The sequence below is a fragment of the Paroceanicella profunda genome (genome assembly GCF_005887635.2).
In the GTDB taxonomy this organism is placed as follows: Bacteria; Pseudomonadota; Alphaproteobacteria; order Rhodobacterales; family Rhodobacteraceae; genus Paroceanicella; species Paroceanicella profunda.
The window spans coordinates 2,240,440-2,257,500 of the sequence record NZ_CP040818.1 but is presented as its reverse complement, the minus strand read 5'-3'; the positions used below and the strand labels follow the sequence as shown (position 1 = coordinate 2,257,500).

Sequence of the window (17,061 nt, the reverse complement as noted above, 5' to 3'; positions counted from 1 at the left end):
GGTGCACCTCGTATTTCTCCTTGATGCCGCGCAGGATCGAGATCGCGTCCTGCACCGTGGGCTCGGAGACCATCACCGGCTGGAAGCGACGGGCCAGCGCCGCGTCCTTCTCCACGTGCTTGCGGTACTCCTCCAGCGTGGTGGCGCCGATGCAGTGCAGTTCGCCGCGCGCAAGCGCGGGCTTGAGCAGGTTCGAGGCGTCCATCGCGCCGTCGCCCTTGCCGGCCCCCACCAGCGTGTGCATCTCGTCGATGAAGATGATCACCTCGCCCGCCGCGGCCTCGATCTCCTTCAGCACCGCCTTCAGGCGCTCCTCGAACTCGCCGCGGTATTTCGCGCCGGCGATCAGGCTGCCCATGTCGAGGGCCATGAGGCGCTTGTTCTCCAGGCTCTCGGGCACGTCGCCGTTCACGATGCGCATGGCGAGGCCCTCGGCGATGGCGGTCTTTCCCACGCCGGGTTCACCGATCAGCACCGGGTTGTTCTTCGTGCGCCGGCTCAGCACCTGGATGCAGCGGCGGATCTCCTCGTCGCGCCCGATCACCGGGTCGATCTTGCCCTCGCGCGCGGCCTGGGTGAGGTCGGCGGCGTATTTCTTCAGGGCGTCGAACCCGTCCTCCGCCGTGGCGGAATCCGCCGTCCGGCCCTTGCGCACGGCATTGATGGCCTCGTTGATCTTCTGCGGCGTGGCGCCCGCGGCCTTCAGGATGTCCGCGGCGCCGGACTTGACCATCGCCAGCGCGGTGAGCAGGCGCTCCACGGTGACGAAGCTGTCGCCCGCCTTCTCGGAGACCTTCTCCGCCTCGGCCAGAACCTGGCCCGTCGCGCTGTCGAGATACATCTGCCCGCTGCCCTGGACACGGGGCTGCCGGGCAAGCGCGCCGTTCACGGCCTCCAGCGCCCGGGCGGGGTCACCGCCGGCACTGCGGATCAGGTTTCCGGCCAGCCCCTGGTCATCGTCCAGAAGCGCCTTGAGCAGGTGCTCGGGCAGGAACCGCTGGTGGGTTTCACGCATCGCGATGGTCTGTGCGGCCTGGATGAACCCGCGTGCGCGTTCGGTGAACTTCTCGAAGTTCATGTGTGTCTCTCCTTCTCGGCACCGCATCGCCGACGCCCGGAAGGCGCGTCGGCCACGGTCCATGCTGTGGGAAGCGCCCGGACGGGCCTCCCCCCTGTCTGCGGAGCCCGGAAGCTCCCGTCTCGTGGAGGGCCCGTCCGGGCTCCCCTCTCCGGAGTGCCCGGACCGGCACACCCCTTCGGGATGGAAATGGGGGAGGGAAACGGCGGTTGCAAGGAGGCGCGTATATGAGATCGCGCGTGAAATGCAAGAAACGGGCCATCCCCGGAAATTCCCCGGGCCGCGGGCCCGGCAGCCCCGCCAGAACGGCCCTGCGGGGTGGACGCGGCGGCCGGTTTCGCGTATCGGCAGGGGGGCGCGGCCGGCCCTTCCGCGCCCATTCCCCGCCCACCGGCACAGCACCCGAGGAGAGTCCGATGACCAGCCCAACCCTTCCGCGCGACCGCCTGATCGTGGCCCTCGACCAGACCGACGCGCTCACCGCGCTCACGCTGGTGGAAAAGCTGGGAGACACGGTGGGCTTCTACAAGATCGGGCTGGGCATGCTCACCGGCGGCGGCCTGGCGCTGGCCAACGAGCTGAAGGAGCGCGGCAAGCGCGTGTTCCTCGACATGAAGCTCTTCGACATCGGCGCCACGGTGGAGAACGCGGTGCGCGGGCTGGCGCAGTTCGATCTCGACTTCCTCACCGTCCACGGAGACCCGCACGTGGTGCGTGCCGCGGTGAAGGGCCGGGGCACGGCCGCCACCCGCATTCTCGCCGTCACCATCCTCACCAGCCTGGACCGGGGCGACCTCGACGCCGCGATGATCGAGGCCGGCGAGATGCAGGCGGTCACGGTGGAGCGCGCCCGCCGCGCCCTCGCCGCCGGGGCGGATGGGGTGATCTGCTCGCCGCACGAGGCCGCCGCCATCCGCGCCCTGCCCGAGGCGACCGGCAAGCTCATCGTCACCCCCGGCGTGCGCCCGGCCGGCACCTCCGCTGATGACCAGAAGCGCATCGCCACCCCGGCCGAGGCCATCGCCGGCGGCGCGGACCACATCGTGGTCGGCCGCCCGGTCTGGGCCGCGGAAAACCCCGCCGCCGCCGCCGAAGCCATCGTCGCCAGCCTCTGAAGCCACGGAGGCCCCGCCCGTGGCGGGCCTCCTCCACACGCTGCGGGTGGTGCTCAGGGCGGGCGTTTGCACGCTGCTCCCGCGGGCGGGGCGCCCTTGCCGCGCCGCGACGCGGAGCGTGGGCCCGCCGGTTTCGCCCTCGGCGCCACGCTCACCCCGATCGCGGCCCTGACGGCCATCGCCAGGCGGCACGGGGCCGCGCCGGTGGCCTTCATCGTCCCGCCGCTGGCTTCCGCCGTCCTCGTCGACCTCGCGAAGGCCTTCATCACCCAGGCATTCCCCGCGCTCTGAGCGCGGGCCGGCCCCGGCACGCCGGGAGACCCCCCTTCGACGGGCCCCCGCGCCGCCAGAGTGGCCGCGCGGGGGCCATCCGGCAAGCTGCGCGGTCCGGAGGTCAGGGGACAGGGGCCACCGGAGCGCGCGGATGTTCCCGCCGCGCACGCTGCCCCTCCCCCGGCAAGCACCGTCTTGCCCCACTTGCCGGAACGCAGCCCGATGCCGGGGCCCCCGGCCTTCGTGAGGTTCCCCGTGGGGTCAGGCGGGCTGCGCGCCGCCCAGCGAGACCGGGCGCGGCGCGGAGGCCTCGGCCCCGGCCACCACGTCGGCCACGATGCGCGCGGTGGCGCCGGAGAGTGTCCAGCCCAGGTGGCCGTGGCCGGTGTTGTAGAACACGCCGGGCGCACGGCCGCGGCCCATGCGCGGCAGCATGTTCGGCATCATGGGGCGCAGGCCGGCCCAGGGGATGCAGCGCTCGGTGGCCATGCCGGGGAAATTCGTCGCCACCCAGTCCACCAGCGGGCGGATGCGATCGGCGCGGATGTCGCGGTTGAACCCGTTGTACTCCGCCGTGCCGGCGACGCGGAACCGGTCCGCCCCCAGGCGCGAGGTGACGATCTTCGCGTCATCGTCGAGCAGGCTCACCCAGGGCGCCGCGGCCTGGCTCTCCTCATCAAGCTCCACGGTGATGGAATAGCCCTTCACCGGGTAGATGTTCACCCGGTCGCCGAGCTGGGCGGCGAAGGCGCGGCTGTGCACCCCGGCGCAGACCACGATGCCGTCATGCAGCCCGGCGCTCTCGCCGTTCACGAACACCCGGACACCGCCGCCCTCCGTGGCCACCCGGGTCACGGTGCTGCCGTAGCGCAGGGTGGCGCCGCGGCGCTCGATGGCCTTCGCGAGACCGACGGTGAGCTTGTGGATATCGCCTGTCGAATCGCTCTCGGTGAACCAGCCGCCGATGTAATCCGCGGTCAGGGCCGGGTCGATTTCGCGCATCTCCGCCGGGGTGACGCGGCGGCGCGACAGCCCGCCCTCGGCGTAAAGCTCCGACACCCGGTCCGCCGCGGCGAGGGATTTCGTGCTCTTGTAGACATGCAGGATGCCGCGGGTCTCATGATCGAAGTCCACGCCCTCGCGGGCGGCCATGTCGAACAGCGCCTCGCGGGCCTGCAGCGCGAGACGCACGGTCTCGATGGTGTTGCGGCGGTAGTGCGGAATGTGGCCGAGGAACTCCAGCATCCAGGAATACTTGTGCCAGGAGGGCTTGGGATTCACCAGCAGCGGCGCGTCGGAGCGCAGCATCCACTTCAGCCCCTTCATCACCGTGGCCCAGCTGTTCCACACCTCGGCGTTGGAGGCGGAGAGCTGGCCGCCGTTGGCGAAGCTGGTCTCCATCGCCGCATAGCGGTTGCGGTCATAGACGGTGACCTCGAAACCCTTGTCCATCAGGGCGTGGGCGGTGGTCACTCCGGTGATGCCGGCTCCGAGAACTGCGATGTGTTTCAACGTTTTGGCTCCGCATGACAAAGGGTTGCTCACGGCTTTCGCCGCGCCTGCACCCCCTCCGTCACAAGCCTGAGAGTTTCACGGGCCGTTCGCGCCGCTTGCTCCTTCGGCGGGCCTTGCGGCCACTCTTCGGAGTTCATCACCCAGCTCCGGTCCCTGTGCCTGAGAGATTCCGGGGCGGTTGCTCCTTCGGCGGTATGCAGCGCGGACGGCCCTCGGGCCCTCACCACACTCATGCGCTCTCCCGAAGCCGGGGGTTGTTTCCGATCGGAAACCTAGCGCCGAATCCCCTTTCGGACAAGTGCTTCCCGCAGTGCGGCAGCGGTTTTCACGCAGTCGCGAACTGGCGTTGCGCTTCTGCCACGGCGATGGCGGCGGCGGTGACCACGTTCAGCGAGCGCCCGCCCCCGGGCATGGGAATGCACAGCCGCGCCGTGGCCGCGGCGTGCACCTCCCCGGGCAGACCGGCGCTTTCCCGGCCCATGAGAATCACGTCTCCCGGGCGGAAGGCGAAGCCCCAGAGCGGCGTGGCCCCGGCCGTCGTCATCGCGATCACCCGTCCCGTGCACGATTCCTGAAAGCGCGACCAAGATGCATGGTGCAGAATTTCCGCATGTTTGGCATAGTCGAGGGAAGAAACGCGCACGTCACGCGTGGAAAACGGAAAACCACAGGGAGCGATGACATCCAATGCGATGCCGAAACACGCCGCGAGGCGGATCATGCCACCAAGGTTCTGCGGGATATCCGGCTGGTAGCTGGCCAGCCGAAGAGGCGCGCAGTTAATCGAAGTGAAATCGGTTTCGCGTTTTCGTATGCCCATGTCGCCCCGCACACGTTGCAAGCCAGAGGCCCCCGTACACCTGATGACGTCCCGCGCCAGACCCGTCCTCCCCGCGACACAGCGTCCCGGACCCCCCTTGTTTCACGAGGGCAGGCGGCCTGCGCAAGGCCGCTGCGTCGGGTTGTCCGATGGACCGGTATCACAAGCCTGTGTAATCCATGCGGTCGAATCCGGCACCTGCACAGGGCACCAAGCATTCACGATGTCCGGAAAAAGGGCATAGACCGAGGGAGAGACCAGTGTCTCAAGAAGAAGAAGCGACTGGCACACGCCGAGATTTTCTCTACGTCACGACGGGTGCCGCAGGTGTTGTCGCCGCAGGCGCGGCCATCTGGCCGCTGGTCAACCAGATGAACCCGAGCGCCGACGTGCAGGCCCTCTCGTCCATCGAGGTGGACGTGTCGGGTGTGGAGGTCGGCACGCAGCTCACGGTGAAGTGGCTCGGCAAGCCGGTCTTCGTGCGCCGCAGGACCCCCAAGGAAATCGAAGAGGCCCGCGCGGTGGCGATGGGCGATCTCGTCGACCCGATCGCGCGCAACGCGAATCTCCCCGACGACGCCCCCGCCACCGACCAGGACCGCGCGCTCGACGAGAACGGCGAATGGCTGGTGATGATGGGCGTGTGCACCCATCTGGGCTGCGTGCCGCTGGGAAATGCCGGTGATTTCGACGGCTGGTTCTGCCCCTGCCACGGCTCGCACTACGACACCGCCGGTCGCATCCGGAAAGGTCCGGCGCCCCAGAACCTCCCGGTTCCCACGGCGTCGTTCATGTCCGACACGGTCATCAAACTGGGCTGAGGGAGGACATAACAATGGCTGGCATCCCGCACGAGCATTACGAACCGAAGACCGGCATCGAGAAATGGCTGCATTCGCGGCTTCCGGTCGTGGGCCTGCTCTACGACACGCTGATGATCCCGACCCCCAAGAACCTCAACTGGATGTGGATCTGGGGCATCGTCCTGACCTTCTGCCTCGCGCTGCAGATCATCACCGGCATCGTCCTGGTGATGCATTACACCCCGCATGTGGACTACGCCTTCGACAGCGTGGAGCACATCATGCGGGACGTGAACGGCGGCTGGGCCCTGCGCTACATGCATGCGAACGGCGCCTCGCTGTTCTTCATCGCGGTGTACCTGCACATCTTCCGCGGCCTCTACTACGGCTCCTACAAGGCCCCGCGCGAGGTGACCTGGATCATCGGCATGCTGATCTACCTCGCCATGATGGGCACCGCCTTCATGGGCTACGTGCTGCCCTGGGGGCAGATGTCGTTCTGGGGCGCCACGGTGATCACCGGGCTGTTCGGCGCCGTGCCGGGCATCGGGCCCTCGATCCAGGAATGGCTGCTCGGCGGGCCCTCGGTGGCCAACGCCACGCTGAACCGCTTCTTCTCGCTGCACTACCTGCTGCCCTTCGTCATCGCCGGGCTGGTGATCGTGCACATCTGGGCCTTCCACACCACGGGCAACAACAACCCCACCGGAGTGGAAGTGCGCCGCAAGGACCTCGCCACGGCGAAGAAGGACACCCTGCCCTTCTGGCCCTACTTCGTGATCAAGGACCTGTTTGCCCTCGTGGTGGTGCTGGTGGTGTTCTTCGCGGTGGTGGGCTTCATGCCCAACTACCTCGGCCACCCGGACAATTACGTGGAGGCCAACCCGCTGTCCACGCCGGCGCATATCGTGCCCGAATGGTACTTCCTGCCGTTCTACGCCATGCTGCGCGCCATCACCGACGACCTCTGGATCATGGCGATCCTGCCCTTCACCGCGAAGTTCACCGGCGTGCTGGTGATGTTCGGCTCCATCGCCATCATGGCGCTGGTGCCCTGGCTGGACACGTCGAGCGTGCGCTCGGGCCGCTACCGGCCGATGTTCAAGTGGTGGTTCTGGCTGCTGGTGCTGGATTTCTTCGTGCTCATGTGGTGCGGCGGCATGCCGGCGGAGGAGCCCTACTCCACGATTTCGGTGATCGGGACGGTCTACTGGTTCGGCTATTTCATCGTGATCCTGCCGCTGCTGGGCGTGCTGGAAAAGCCGCTTCCGGTGCCCGCCACCATCGAGGACGACTTCGACGCGCATTACCCGCCCAAAGCCACTCCGGCAGAATGACGGACGAGCGAGGAACACAATCATGATCAGGAAACCCCTCCTCACCCTGCTGGCCGCGGCCGGTCTCGCGCTCGCCGCCCTTCCCGGGGCGGCCGCCGAGGGCGGGCATATCGAGGACATCGACTTCTCCTTCGAGGGGCCCTTCGGGTCCTTCGACCAGCACCAGCTGCAGCGCGGGCTGCAGGTCTACCAGGAGGTCTGCTCGGCCTGTCACGGCATCCGGCAGGTCTATTTCCGCAATCTGGGAGACCCGGGCGGCCCGCAGATGTCGGAGGAGCAGGTCCGCGCCTTCACAGCCCTCTACGAGGTGGAGGACAAGGAGACGGGAGACACGCGCCCCGCCACCCTGTCGGACCATTTCCCCCCCAACACCGGCGCCGGCGCCCCGGACCTGAGCCTGATGGCCAAGTCCCGCGCCGGCTTCCACGGCCCCGCCGGCACCGGCATCAACCAGTTGATCAACGGCATCGGCGGCCCGGAATACATCCACGCCATCCTCACCGGCTACACCGGCGAGGAGAAGGAGGAGGCAGGCGCCACCTTCTATGAGAACCACGCCTTCCCGTCCGGCTGGATCAAGATGCCGCCGCCGCTGATGGATGACGCCGTCACCTACATCGACGGGCACCCGGCCGACGTGGACCACATGGCCGAGGATGTCGCGGCCTTCCTGATGTGGACCGCCGAGCCGAAGATGATGGCACGCAAGGAAGCCGGCATGACGGCGGTGATCTTCCTCGGTGCCTTCGCGGTGCTGCTCTACCTCACCAACAAGAAGATCTGGGCCCGGGTGAAGCGGAAACACTGATCCGCTTCCGGCCCACGAGACAGGCATGACGAAGGGGCGCACCGGCAACGGCGCGCCCCTTTTTTGCGTGTTGCCCGCCGGAGCCTGACGCCCCGGCCCCTGGCCGCGCGGATGTCACCGGCGGCGCGCTCCGGCATGGGATCGCGCCTTGGCGGTGAGGGCCCTCCCCGGGGTGGAACAGGGCCGGGCGATCGCCGGCGGGACAGCGGCGCGCCAGATTGATGGGATGCGGATGCCGGCGTGACGCGGGAGCCGCCGCGCCTCCCGAAGGAGGTCCTGCTTTCCCCCGGAGGCCGGCGGCTCAGGCCCCGCCGGCGCCCAGATATGCCGCCAGCGCGCCGGTCGGGGCGGCGAACACGTCGGCGGTGGGGCGCGGGGCCTCCACGCGGCCATCGGCCACCAGCGCGGTTTCCGACGCGATGGCCCGGGCATCGGCCGGCATGTGGGTGACCATGAGCACCGTCATCGCCTCGCGCGCGGCGATTCCGGCGACGAGGTCCAGCATCTCCTGCCGCAGCCCCGGGCCAAGGGCCGCGAAGGGTTCGTCGAGCAACAGCACCGGCTTGCGCCGCAGCAGGGCCCGCGCGAGAGCCACGCGCTGGCGCTGTCCGCCGGACAGTTCCAACGGGCGGCGCCCGCCCATGCCGGGCAGCCCGACCTCCTCCAGCGCCGCCTCGACGGCCGTGCGCTGCGCGCGTGTCAGGCGCAGGCGGGGGTCGAGCCCCAGGCCGACATTCTGCCAGACCCTCAGGTGCGGGAAGAGGTTATGTTCCTGGAACAGCAGCGTGACCGGGCGCTCCGCCGGGCCGCGGCCCGTCATGTCGGCCCCGTCGATGACCACGCGACCGGCCCGGGGGGCGAGGAAGCCGGCGATGGCGGACAGCAGGGTGGACTTGCCCGCGCCGGACGGCCCGATGAGCGCCGTCACCGCGCCGGCACGGAAGCGGCAGGACGCGGTGAGACGGAACCCGTCCTGCACCAGCAACAGGCTCTCAAGCGCGATCAAGCCAACGCCCTCCCCGGTCGAAGATCCAGAACAGCGCCAGCGAGAGGGCCAGCAGCAGCAGGGCTGCGCCCGCGGCGGCCTCCATCCGATAGGCGCCCATCAGGCGATACATGGTGAGCGGAAGCGTCGCGGTCTGCGGGTCCGCGAACAGGGTGATCACGCCGAGATCACCCATGCTGAGCGCCGCCGCGATGCCGGTGGCAAAGCCCGCGGGCCGGCGCAGCGCCGGCCAGATCGCCAGCCGGAAGCCGGCGAATCCGCTCATCCCGAGCGATTGCGCCAGCCGCCCGTAATCGGCCTGCGCCCGGCGCAGCGCCGGCACCAGCACGCGCATCGCGAAAGGCAGGCTCATCACCGCGTTCACCAGCAGGGTGACCGGCACGGCCAGCGCGAACGGGTCCACCAGCGGGTTGAGCACCAGGAAGAGCCCGGTTCCGATCACGAAGGGTGAGGCGGCCAGCCCCATGAGGGTGAGCGCCTCGGCCCAGGCCCCGCCGCGCAGGCCGGTGACCAGCCCGGCCAGCGCCAGCCCGAGGCCGAGGCTGAGCAGCGCCGAGGGGATGGCGACCGAGAGCGACACAAGCACCGCCGGCCAGACCTGGTCGGGCAGCCCGGCGAGCAGCGCCGGCAGGCCGCGCGCCACCACGGCGCCGAGCGGCAGCAGCAGGAAGGCCGCTGCCAGCGTGATCGCCAGCGCGTCCACCCCGCGCAGCAACGGGCCGCCGATGTCCCGGCGCGCCACGGGGCCGCCCAGAGAGGGGCCGAACCCGGCCTCCCGGCCAAGGGTCAGCAGGGCCACCGCCAGCGCGAGGCAGATGCCGAACTGCACCAGCCCGAGCAGGGCCGCGCGCCCCAGGTCGAAGTCGAATCGCAGGGACTGGTAGATGGCGAGCTCGACGGTCGAGGCCCCCGGCCCGCCGCCCAGGGCCAGCACCACGGCAAAGCTGGTGGAGCACAGCAGGAAGACCAGCAGGGCTGCCCCGGGCAGCACGGCGATCAGCATCGGGCGTTCCAGATGGCGGAACACCGCGCCGCGATCCATGCCCAGTTGCGCGGCCAGCCGCCAGTGCTCGGCCGGGATCGCCGCCCAGCCCTGCAGCAGCAGCCGGGTGACCAGCGGCAGGTTGAAGAAGACATGGCCCAGCAGCACGCCGCCCAGCCCGTAGATGTCCAGCGGCCCCAGACCGGCCAGGCCGAGCGCCCGGCTGGCAAGGCCCGAGCGGCCCCAGATCGCGATCAACCCGAACACGGCAACGATGGCCGGCAGCAGGAAGGGCGCGCCGAGCAGCGTGACCAGCAGGCCGCGCCCCGGGAAGCGCCGCCGCGCCAGCGCCCGGGCCACCGGAACGGCGAGGGCCACGCTCAGCACGGCGGAGAGCCCGGCCTGCATCAGGGTGAAGCGGATCGCCGTCCAGTCCGCCGGGCGCAGCCCGCGCCCCGGCTCGGCGGCAAGGGCCAGCGGCACCAGCGTTCCCATGCACAGCGCCACCACGAAGGCCAGCGCCAGCCCCCCGGCCAGCCGCCCGGCGCCCCCGCTCAGCGCGACAGCCCGGCCTGCCATTCGGCCATGGCCTCGTCACGCAGGGCCGGCACGTCGCCCGCCGGAACCAGCAGGGATTTCGCCGGGGTGACCAGTGTGTCGAACCCCTCGGGCAGGCCCGATTCGGGGGTGACGGCGGGGTACATCCAGTTCGTGGTCGGGATCACGTCCTGGAAGGCGTCGGTGAGCATGAAGGCGAGGAAAGCGTCGGCCAGCTCCGGCTGGTCGGTGGATTTCAGCTTCGCGGCCACCTCCACCTGCAGGTAGTTGCCCTCCGCGAAGGCGGCGGCGGCCTTGGTGTCGTCGCCCTCCGCGATCAGGTGATAGGCCGGCGAGGTGGTGTAGGAGAACACCATGTCCGCCTCGCCGTCCAGGAACATGCCGTAGGCCTCCGTCCAGCCGGAGGTCACGGTCACTACATGCGGCTTCAGCCGGGCCCAGGCGGCGCCGGCATCGTCGCCATAGAGCGATTTCACCCAGAGCAGCAGGCCCATGCCGGGGGTGGAGCTGCGCGGATCCTCGATCACCACCTTCAGGTCCTCCGGGGCGTTCAGCAGCTCCTCGAAGCTGGCGGGCGGGTTCTTCAGCCTGGTGCGGTCGTAGACGAAGGCGAACCAGCCCCAGTCGTAGGGCAGAAACGTGTCGTCGGACCAGTCCACCGGCAGGTCCAGCGCCGGGCTCAGCCCGTGCGGGGCGAAGAGCCCGGTCTCCGCCGCCACTGCGGTGAGGCTGGTGTCGAGGCCGAGCACCACGTCCGCGTCGCTGCGCGCGCCTTCCAGCCGGAGACGGCCGAGCAGGGCCGCGCCATCGCCCGCGGCCACGAAGCGCAGGTCGCAGCCGCACTGCGCCTCGAAACGCTTCTCGATTTCCGGGCCCGGGCCCCATTCGGAGATGAAACTGTCATAGGTGTAGACGGTGAGCACCGGCCGGCCTTCGGCCGAGCTGTCCTGCGCGAGGGCCGGCAGGGCGGCGAGCACGGCGGCGGCAGAGGCGAGAAGCAGTCGGGTCATGTCATCCTCCCAACCGGCGCGGGCCAGGCGCGCGTCGGGGGCGGAGCACCCGTCGGCCTTCCCTCCGCCGGTACGATCCGGTTCAGGTTCAACGGGTCCGCTCTGTCCGAGCATCTCAGCCTGCATGAGGCCCCCCGAGGCAGGTGGCACCCTATCGCAGCCGGGCCGATTTGCAAGGCCGGGCTTTCCCCGGGCCTGCTCCCGCGCGCGAGAGCGGGAGGGGTTCCGGCCGAATCCGCCGGGCCGGCGCCCCCCACAAGCGGCTGCATCGGGGCAGGATCCCCGGGCAGATTGTGATTCAATCCGAGGCGGTTTTGTTCTAAGGGAGGCGCGAAACGGAGGCGCGCGCATGTCCTACAACACTTTCGGTCAGTCCTTCCGGGTCACCACCTGGGGAGAGAGCCACGGCCCCGCGCTCGGCGCCACGGTGGACGGCTGCCCGCCGGGTGTGCCGGTCTCCGCCGAGGAGATCCAGCACTGGCTCGACCGGCGCAAGCCCGGCCAGAACCGCTACACCACCCAGCGCCAGGAGGCGGACGCGGTGGAGATCCTCTCCGGCGTGTTCGAGGGCCGCACCACCGGCACCCCCATCCAGCTGATGATCCGCAACACCGACCAGCGCTCGAAGGATTACTCCGAGATCGCGGCGAAGTTCCGCCCCGGCCACGCCGACATCAGCTACTGGCAGAAATACGGCATCCGGGATTATCGCGGCGGCGGGCGCTCCTCGGCACGCGAGACCGCGGCGCGGGTGGCGGCGGGCGGCGTCGCCCGCGCGGCGCTGGCGCAGCTTGCCCCCGGGCTCTCCCTTCGCGGCTGCATGGTCCAGATGGGCCCGCACCGGATCGACCGCGCCCGCTTCGACTGGGCGGAGGTGGAGCGCAACCCGTTCTGGACGCCGGACGCGCAGGCCGCGCAGGACTGGGCCACCTACCTCGACGGCGTGCGCAAGGCCGGCTCCTCGGTGGGCGCGGTGATCGAGGTGGTGGCGAGCGGCGTGCCCGCCGGCCTGGGCGAGCCGATCTACGGCAAGCTCGACACCGACCTCGCCGCGGCGATGATGTCCATCAACGCCGTGAAGGGCGTGGAGATCGGCGAGGGCATGAACGCCGCCGCCCTCACCGGCGAGGAGAACGCCGACGAGATCCGCATGGGCAACGACGGGCCGGTCTACCTGTCGAATCACGCCGGCGGCATCCTCGGCGGCATTTCCACCGGGCAGGAGGTGGTGGTGCGCTTCGCCGTGAAGCCCACCTCCTCCATCCTGCAGACCCGGCGGACCATCTCCACCTCCGGCGCGCAGGAGGAGATCATCACCAAGGGCCGGCACGACCCCTGCGTGGGCATCCGCGCCGTGCCGGTGGGCGAGGCGATGATGGCCTGCGTGCTGCTCGACCACATCCTGCGCGACCGGGGCCAGACCGGCGGCCTCCGCGGCCATATCGGCGGCTGAGGTCAGCCCCGGGTGAAGGCGGCCACCAGTTCCACGTGGCCGGTCCAGCGGAACTGGTCCACCACGGTGACGGCGCCCAGCCGGTAGCCGCCGTCCACCAGGGTGCGGGCGTCGCGCGCGAAGCTCGCCGGGTTGCAGGAGACGGCGGCGATCGCCGGAACCCGGCTGGCCGCCAGCTCCTCGCACTGCGCCTTCGCCCCGGCGCGCGGCGGGTCGATCACCACGCCACCGAACCGCGCAAGCTCCGGCGCCCCCAGCGGGCGGCGGAACAGGTCGCGCCGCTCCGTCGTCAGCCGGCGCAGGCCGGTGGCGCGGCGCCAGCCGGCGTCGAGCGCCGCCAGCAGGCCGGCCTCCCCTTCCACCGCGTGCACCTCCGCCGCGCCGGCCAGCGGCAGGCTGAAGGTGCCGCAGCCGCTGAACAGGTCCGCCACCGTGCCCACGCCGTCCAGGATGGAGCAGACCGCCGCGACCAGCGCCGCCTGCCCTTCCCGGGTGGCCTGCAGGAAGGCGCCGGGCGGCGGCACCACGACGGCCGGGCCCATGGCGATGAGCGGCGGGCGGCGCTCGGCCACCACCTCGCCCTCCCAGGCCAGCCGCGCGAGATCATGCTCCGCCGCGAGGCCGGCCGCCGCGACGCGCATCGGCCCGTCCAGCGGCTTCACGTTGCGCAGATCGATGTCCAGCCCGGCCTCGGAGACGGTGACATGCGCCTTCACCTCGCCCTTGCGCGAGCCGCCCAGCCGGGCGAGCGCGGCCACCGCCGGGCGGGCCAGCAGCAGGGCCGGGTCGATCACCACGCAATCCTCCACCGCCACCAGCCTGTCCGAGGCGCGCGCGTGGAAGCCGAGGGTGACGCCGGTCTTCGTGCGCCGGGCCGACAGCACGGCGCGGCGGCGCGAGCGCGGCGGCGAGGTCTCCACCCCGGCGATCTCCGCCTCCAGCCCGCGGGCGGCGAGCGCGCGGCGCACCGTCTCCGCCTTCCAGCCGGCAAGCGCGCCGTCCTCCAGGTGCTGGACCGTGCAGCCGCCGCACACGCCGAACTGCGGACAGGGCGGCGCCACCCGCAGGGGCGAGGCGGAGAGGATGGCTGCATCCGGCATCCGCCCGGCGACGACCTCCCCCCGCACCCGCTCCCCCGGCAGCGCGAAGGGCACCATCACCGGGCCGTCCGGGCCGGCGGCCACGCCGTCACCCAGATGCCCCAGGCTGTCGATCACCAGTTCCTGCATCTCCGCCTCCCTGCGCCCGCCCGCTTCGGCCGCCAGCCCTAGTACGCCCGCGGCGGCGAGAAAAGCCCCCCGGGCCGCCCGGCCCGGGCACGGCGCCCGGCCTCCCCTGCGGCGCATGGGCGCGCCCCACGGCGCAGCCGCGCGAGGCGAATTGCGCGGAGGGGGGCGTCCCGTTTCCGCCCCTCCCTGCGCCCGCGCGTCGCAGCCCGCTGAATTTCCATATATATCAATACCATGCACGCGGCGCGGGTTGTCTTGTGCGGCTTGACAGGTCCCCCCCCCGTCCATATGGTCCGCCGCATTGCGGAGAGGGCCTCGGTTTAGGGCAACATGACGCTGGCCTTGCCGAAGGGAGCGTTATGGACGACAAGAGTGACCAGAGGCTTGAGAAGCTCGAAGCCCGCATAAAAGCGGCGCGGAGGGCGCGCAAGCCGGCTTCCGGCGGAGAGGGGAAAGGTTCCTACTCTGGTGTGGAGCTCGCATGGAGAATGGTCATCGACCTCGTGTGCGGGGTTGGTGTGGGGTGCGGGATAGGATACGGGATCGACGCCCTCACGGGCACGCTGCCTGCATTCATGATCCTGTTCACCATCCTGGGCTTCGGGGCCGGTGTGCGCGTGATGATGCGCTCGGCGGCGGAGTATCAGGCAAAGCTTAACGCACCGGAAACGGCGCAGGACGACAACGCGCCGGATCCGGCGCATGAAGATGACAGGGCCTCCGGGGGCCGCTGAAGCGAGAGGGACAACACCTTGGCAAGCGACGCAAATGAGGGCAGCTTCATCCACCCGATGGACCAGTTCGTCATCAAGCCGCTGTTCGGCGATGGCGGGCATGTTTCCTTCATCACCGTCACGAACTCCACCCTGTGGATGTTCATCGCCGTGGCCGCGATCGCGGCGCTGACGATCCTGGGCACCCGCGGCCGCTCGCTGGTGCCCACGCGCACCCAGTCGATCGCCGAACTGCTCTACGGCTTCGTGCGCAACATGGTCGAGGACGTGGCCGGCAAGGGGGCGATGAAGTATTTCCCCTACATCTTCACGCTCTTCGTCTTCATCCTGTTCTGCAACGTGCTGGGCATGATCCCGCTGGCCTTCACGCCCACCTCCCACATCGCGGTGACGGTGACGCTGGCCCTCGCGGTGTTCATCTCCGTCACGGTCATCGGCTTCCTGAAGCACGGCCTGGGCTTCCTCGGCTTCTTCTGGCCCAAGGAAGCGCCGGGCTGGCTGCGCCCGATCCTCTGCGTGATCGAGCTGATTTCCTACTTCGTCCGCCCGGTGAGCCACTCGGTGCGTCTCGGCGCCAACATGATGGCCGGCCACGCGGTGATGAAGGTCTTCGCCGGCCTGACGGCGATGGTCATCGCCGGCGGCCTCGGCCCGGTTGCCATCCTGCCCCTGGGCGCGATGGTCGGCATGACGGCGATCGAGTTCCTCGTCGCCTTCATCCAGGCCTATGTCTTCGCGATCCTCGCCTGCGTCTATCTGCACGACGCCCTGCACATGCACTGAGTGATCGCCTACCCCTTCCAAGAAGAGTTCAGCCAACCTGAGGAGAATGAACATGGAACTCGAAGCTGCTGCCGCCCTCGGCAAGTATCTCGGCGCTGGTATCGCCTGCCTTGCCCTGGCTGGCGCTGGCATCGGTGTCGGTAACGTCGCCGCCTCCTTCCTGAACGGCGCCCTGCGCAACCCGGCCGCCGCCAAGGAACAGACCGCGACCCTCTTCATCGGTCTGGCCTTCGCCGAAGCGCTCGGCATTTTCGGCCTCGTGGTCGCGATGCTGCTGCTCTTCGCCGTCTGATACAGACGCACCAAACCGGCGACCTTCCTCAGGGGGGTCGCCGGCAAGCCCGCCGCCTGGAGCCCAGGGCGGGTGACGTTTCTGCCGGGCCGCATGCTGCGGCCGTACTCGTTTCCGGAGACCGCAATGGCCACTGAAACTGCAGAAGAGCTGATCCACGAGGCGGCCGAGCCGCATGCCTCGGGCGGTCTGCCACAGCTCGACTTCTCGAACTGGGACAGCCAGATCTTCTGGCTCGTGGTCGCCCTCGTTCTGCTTTATTTCCTGATGAGCCGCATCGCCCTGCCCCGGATCTCCTCCGTGATCGAGGACCGGGCCGACGCGATCGCCGATGATCTCGACCAGGCCGCGGACCTCAAGCGCCGCGCCGAGGCCGCCGAGGTTGCCTACACCGCCGCGCTGAACGCCGCGCGCGCGGAGGCCCAGGCCATTGCCGCGGAGGCCCGCGCCGAGGCCCGCAAGGAGCTCGACGCGGCCATCGCCAAGGCCGATGCCGAGATCGCCGCCCGCACCGCCGAATCCGAGAAGCGCATCGCCGAAATCCGCGACGGCGCGCTGGAGGCGGTCGAAACCGTCGCGACAGATACGGCCCGGGCCATCGTCGCGGCCCTGCTTCCCGCCGCGCAGGACGATGCCGCCATCGCCAGCGCCGTCAAGACGCGCGTGAGCTGAGGAGAGCCGTGATGACCATGCTTCTGGACAGCAACTTCCTTGTCGCCGTCTCCTTCTTCATCTTCGTGGGCATCCTGCTCTGGATGAAGGTGCCGGCGAAGATTGCCGGCGGGCTCGACAACCGCGCCAGCCATATCCGCAAGGAAATCGAAGAGGCCCGGCAGCTGCGCGAGGAGGCGCAGACCCTTCTCGCGTCCTACGAGCGCAAGCAGAAGGAAGTGGAGCGCCTGGCCGCGGACATCGTGACCAGCGCCCGCGAGGAGGCCCGTGCCGCCGCCGCGGCCGGTCGCGAGGAACTGGAGCGCTCCGTGGCCCGCCGCCTGCGCGCCGCCGAGGACCAGATCGCGAACGCGGAAGCCGCCGCCCTGCGCCAGGTGCGCAACCAGGCGATCTCCGTGGCCGTGGCCGCCGCGGCCGAGGTGATGAAGAGCAACATGCCCGCCGACCAGGCCAGCGCGCTCATCGACGCCTCCATCGCGGAGACCGGCAGGAAGCTGCACTGACCCCGACGGCCGCAGCCGCGGCCGGGCGGACCCGAGACTGACAGGCGCCCGGAGGTCCCCTCCGGGCGTTCTGCGTTCGCGGGGGGCCCC

18 protein-coding genes and 2 riboswitches (1 of these 20 only partly in view) are annotated in these 17,061 nt (G+C 70.2%); of the genes, 11 read left to right on the top strand and 7 right to left on the bottom strand.

Going from position 1 to position 17,061, the window contains the following annotated elements; genetic code table 11:
- Positions 1-1,078, bottom strand: partial view of an ATP-dependent chaperone ClpB gene (gene clpB / locus FDP22_RS10140; RefSeq protein WP_138571848.1) — the 5' end (the start) only. Its footprint begins 1,532 nt before the window's first position; the window shows 1,078 of its 2,610 coding nt (coding positions 1-1,078); it begins with the start codon at positions 1,076-1,078; its stop codon lies beyond the left edge, outside the window.
- A gap of 416 nt (positions 1,079-1,494) precedes the next feature.
- Here clpB and pyrF point away from each other — a divergent pair, with 416 nt between their 5' ends.
- On the top strand, positions 1,495-2,193 hold the full coding sequence (gene pyrF, locus FDP22_RS10135; protein WP_138571849.1) for an orotidine-5'-phosphate decarboxylase: 699 nt from the start codon (positions 1,495-1,497) through the stop codon (positions 2,191-2,193).
- Positions 2,194-2,289: 96 nt separating this feature from the next.
- Complete coding sequence (locus FDP22_RS10130; RefSeq protein WP_138571850.1) at positions 2,290-2,484, top strand: hypothetical protein; 195 nt, start codon at positions 2,290-2,292, stop codon at positions 2,482-2,484.
- Between the two features lie 243 nt (positions 2,485-2,727).
- Here the strand turns inward: FDP22_RS10130 and FDP22_RS10125 are convergent, their stop codons facing one another.
- Together FDP22_RS10125 and FDP22_RS10120 are read right to left on the bottom strand one after the other, a co-directional pair.
- Positions 2,728-3,978, bottom strand: a complete 1,251-nt coding sequence (locus FDP22_RS10125; RefSeq protein ID WP_138571851.1) for a D-amino acid dehydrogenase — start codon at positions 3,976-3,978, stop codon at positions 2,728-2,730.
- Between the two features lie 48 nt (positions 3,979-4,026).
- A riboswitch (glycine riboswitch) is annotated at positions 4,027-4,121 on the bottom strand.
- A 185-nt stretch (positions 4,122-4,306) separates the two neighbouring features.
- Positions 4,307-4,801 (bottom strand): tRNA (cytidine(34)-2'-O)-methyltransferase, encoded by a 495-nt coding sequence (locus tag FDP22_RS10120; protein ID WP_138571852.1) that lies wholly within the window; start codon positions 4,799-4,801, stop codon positions 4,307-4,309.
- A gap of 260 nt (positions 4,802-5,061) precedes the next feature.
- On the opposite strand from FDP22_RS10120, the gene petA reads away from it, so the two are divergent.
- Genes petA through FDP22_RS10105 form a run of 3 tightly spaced genes read left to right on the top strand, consistent with a single transcriptional unit; the run spans position 5,062 to position 7,749 of the window.
- The gene (gene petA, locus FDP22_RS10115; RefSeq protein ID WP_138571853.1) at positions 5,062-5,622 is read left to right on the top strand and encodes a ubiquinol-cytochrome c reductase iron-sulfur subunit; all 561 of its coding nucleotides are present in this window, start codon (positions 5,062-5,064) and stop codon (positions 5,620-5,622) included.
- Between the two features lie 14 nt (positions 5,623-5,636).
- Positions 5,637-6,941 (top strand): cytochrome b, encoded by a 1,305-nt coding sequence (locus FDP22_RS10110; RefSeq protein ID WP_138571854.1) that lies wholly within the window; start codon positions 5,637-5,639, stop codon positions 6,939-6,941.
- Between the two features lie 22 nt (positions 6,942-6,963).
- Complete coding sequence (locus FDP22_RS10105) at positions 6,964-7,749, top strand: cytochrome c1 (protein ID WP_138571855.1); 786 nt, start codon at positions 6,964-6,966, stop codon at positions 7,747-7,749.
- Positions 7,750-8,050: 301 nt separating this feature from the next.
- Here FDP22_RS10105 and FDP22_RS10100 read toward each other — a convergent pair whose 3' ends face one another.
- Genes FDP22_RS10100 through thiB form a run of 3 tightly spaced genes read right to left on the bottom strand, consistent with a single transcriptional unit; the run spans position 8,051 to position 11,305 of the window.
- Positions 8,051-8,755 (bottom strand): thiamine ABC transporter ATP-binding protein, encoded by a 705-nt coding sequence (locus FDP22_RS10100; RefSeq protein WP_138571856.1) that lies wholly within the window; start codon positions 8,753-8,755, stop codon positions 8,051-8,053.
- Complete coding sequence (locus FDP22_RS10095; RefSeq protein WP_138571857.1) at positions 8,742-10,316, bottom strand: thiamine/thiamine pyrophosphate ABC transporter permease ThiP; 1,575 nt, start codon at positions 10,314-10,316, stop codon at positions 8,742-8,744. The genes FDP22_RS10100 and FDP22_RS10095 overlap by 14 nt, the downstream gene beginning before the upstream one ends.
- Positions 10,292-11,305, bottom strand: a complete 1,014-nt coding sequence (gene thiB / locus FDP22_RS10090; RefSeq protein WP_138571858.1) for a thiamine ABC transporter substrate binding subunit — start codon at positions 11,303-11,305, stop codon at positions 10,292-10,294. The genes FDP22_RS10095 and thiB overlap by 25 nt, the downstream gene beginning before the upstream one ends.
- 42 nt (positions 11,306-11,347) lie before the next feature.
- Positions 11,348-11,452, bottom strand: a riboswitch (TPP riboswitch).
- 202 nt (positions 11,453-11,654) lie between these two features.
- Between thiB and aroC the strand changes: the two genes are divergently transcribed.
- The gene (gene aroC, locus FDP22_RS10085) at positions 11,655-12,758 is read left to right on the top strand and encodes a chorismate synthase (RefSeq protein WP_138571859.1); all 1,104 of its coding nucleotides are present in this window, start codon (positions 11,655-11,657) and stop codon (positions 12,756-12,758) included.
- Between the two features lie 2 nt (positions 12,759-12,760).
- Here aroC and FDP22_RS10080 read toward each other — a convergent pair whose 3' ends face one another.
- Positions 12,761-13,987 (bottom strand): class I SAM-dependent RNA methyltransferase, encoded by a 1,227-nt coding sequence (locus tag FDP22_RS10080; protein WP_138571860.1) that lies wholly within the window; start codon positions 13,985-13,987, stop codon positions 12,761-12,763.
- Positions 13,988-14,346: 359 nt separating this feature from the next.
- Here FDP22_RS10080 and FDP22_RS10075 point away from each other — a divergent pair, with 359 nt between their 5' ends.
- The 5 genes from FDP22_RS10075 (at position 14,347) to FDP22_RS10055 (ending at position 16,971) form a co-directional block, all read left to right on the top strand.
- Positions 14,347-14,721: an AtpZ/AtpI family protein gene (locus FDP22_RS10075; protein WP_138571861.1), complete on the top strand. Its 375-nt coding sequence runs from the start codon at positions 14,347-14,349 to the stop codon at positions 14,719-14,721.
- Positions 14,722-14,778: 57 nt separating this feature from the next.
- The gene (locus tag FDP22_RS10070; RefSeq protein ID WP_138572500.1) at positions 14,779-15,504 is read left to right on the top strand and encodes a F0F1 ATP synthase subunit A; all 726 of its coding nucleotides are present in this window, start codon (positions 14,779-14,781) and stop codon (positions 15,502-15,504) included.
- Between the two features lie 52 nt (positions 15,505-15,556).
- The gene (locus FDP22_RS10065; protein ID WP_118136474.1) at positions 15,557-15,796 is read left to right on the top strand and encodes a F0F1 ATP synthase subunit C; all 240 of its coding nucleotides are present in this window, start codon (positions 15,557-15,559) and stop codon (positions 15,794-15,796) included.
- 126 nt (positions 15,797-15,922) lie between these two features.
- Positions 15,923-16,468 (top strand): F0F1 ATP synthase subunit B', encoded by a 546-nt coding sequence (locus tag FDP22_RS10060; RefSeq protein ID WP_138571862.1) that lies wholly within the window; start codon positions 15,923-15,925, stop codon positions 16,466-16,468.
- Between the two features lie 11 nt (positions 16,469-16,479).
- Positions 16,480-16,971, top strand: a complete 492-nt coding sequence (locus FDP22_RS10055; RefSeq protein ID WP_138571863.1) for a F0F1 ATP synthase subunit B family protein — start codon at positions 16,480-16,482, stop codon at positions 16,969-16,971.
- The last annotated feature ends 90 nt before the right edge of the window (positions 16,972-17,061 follow it).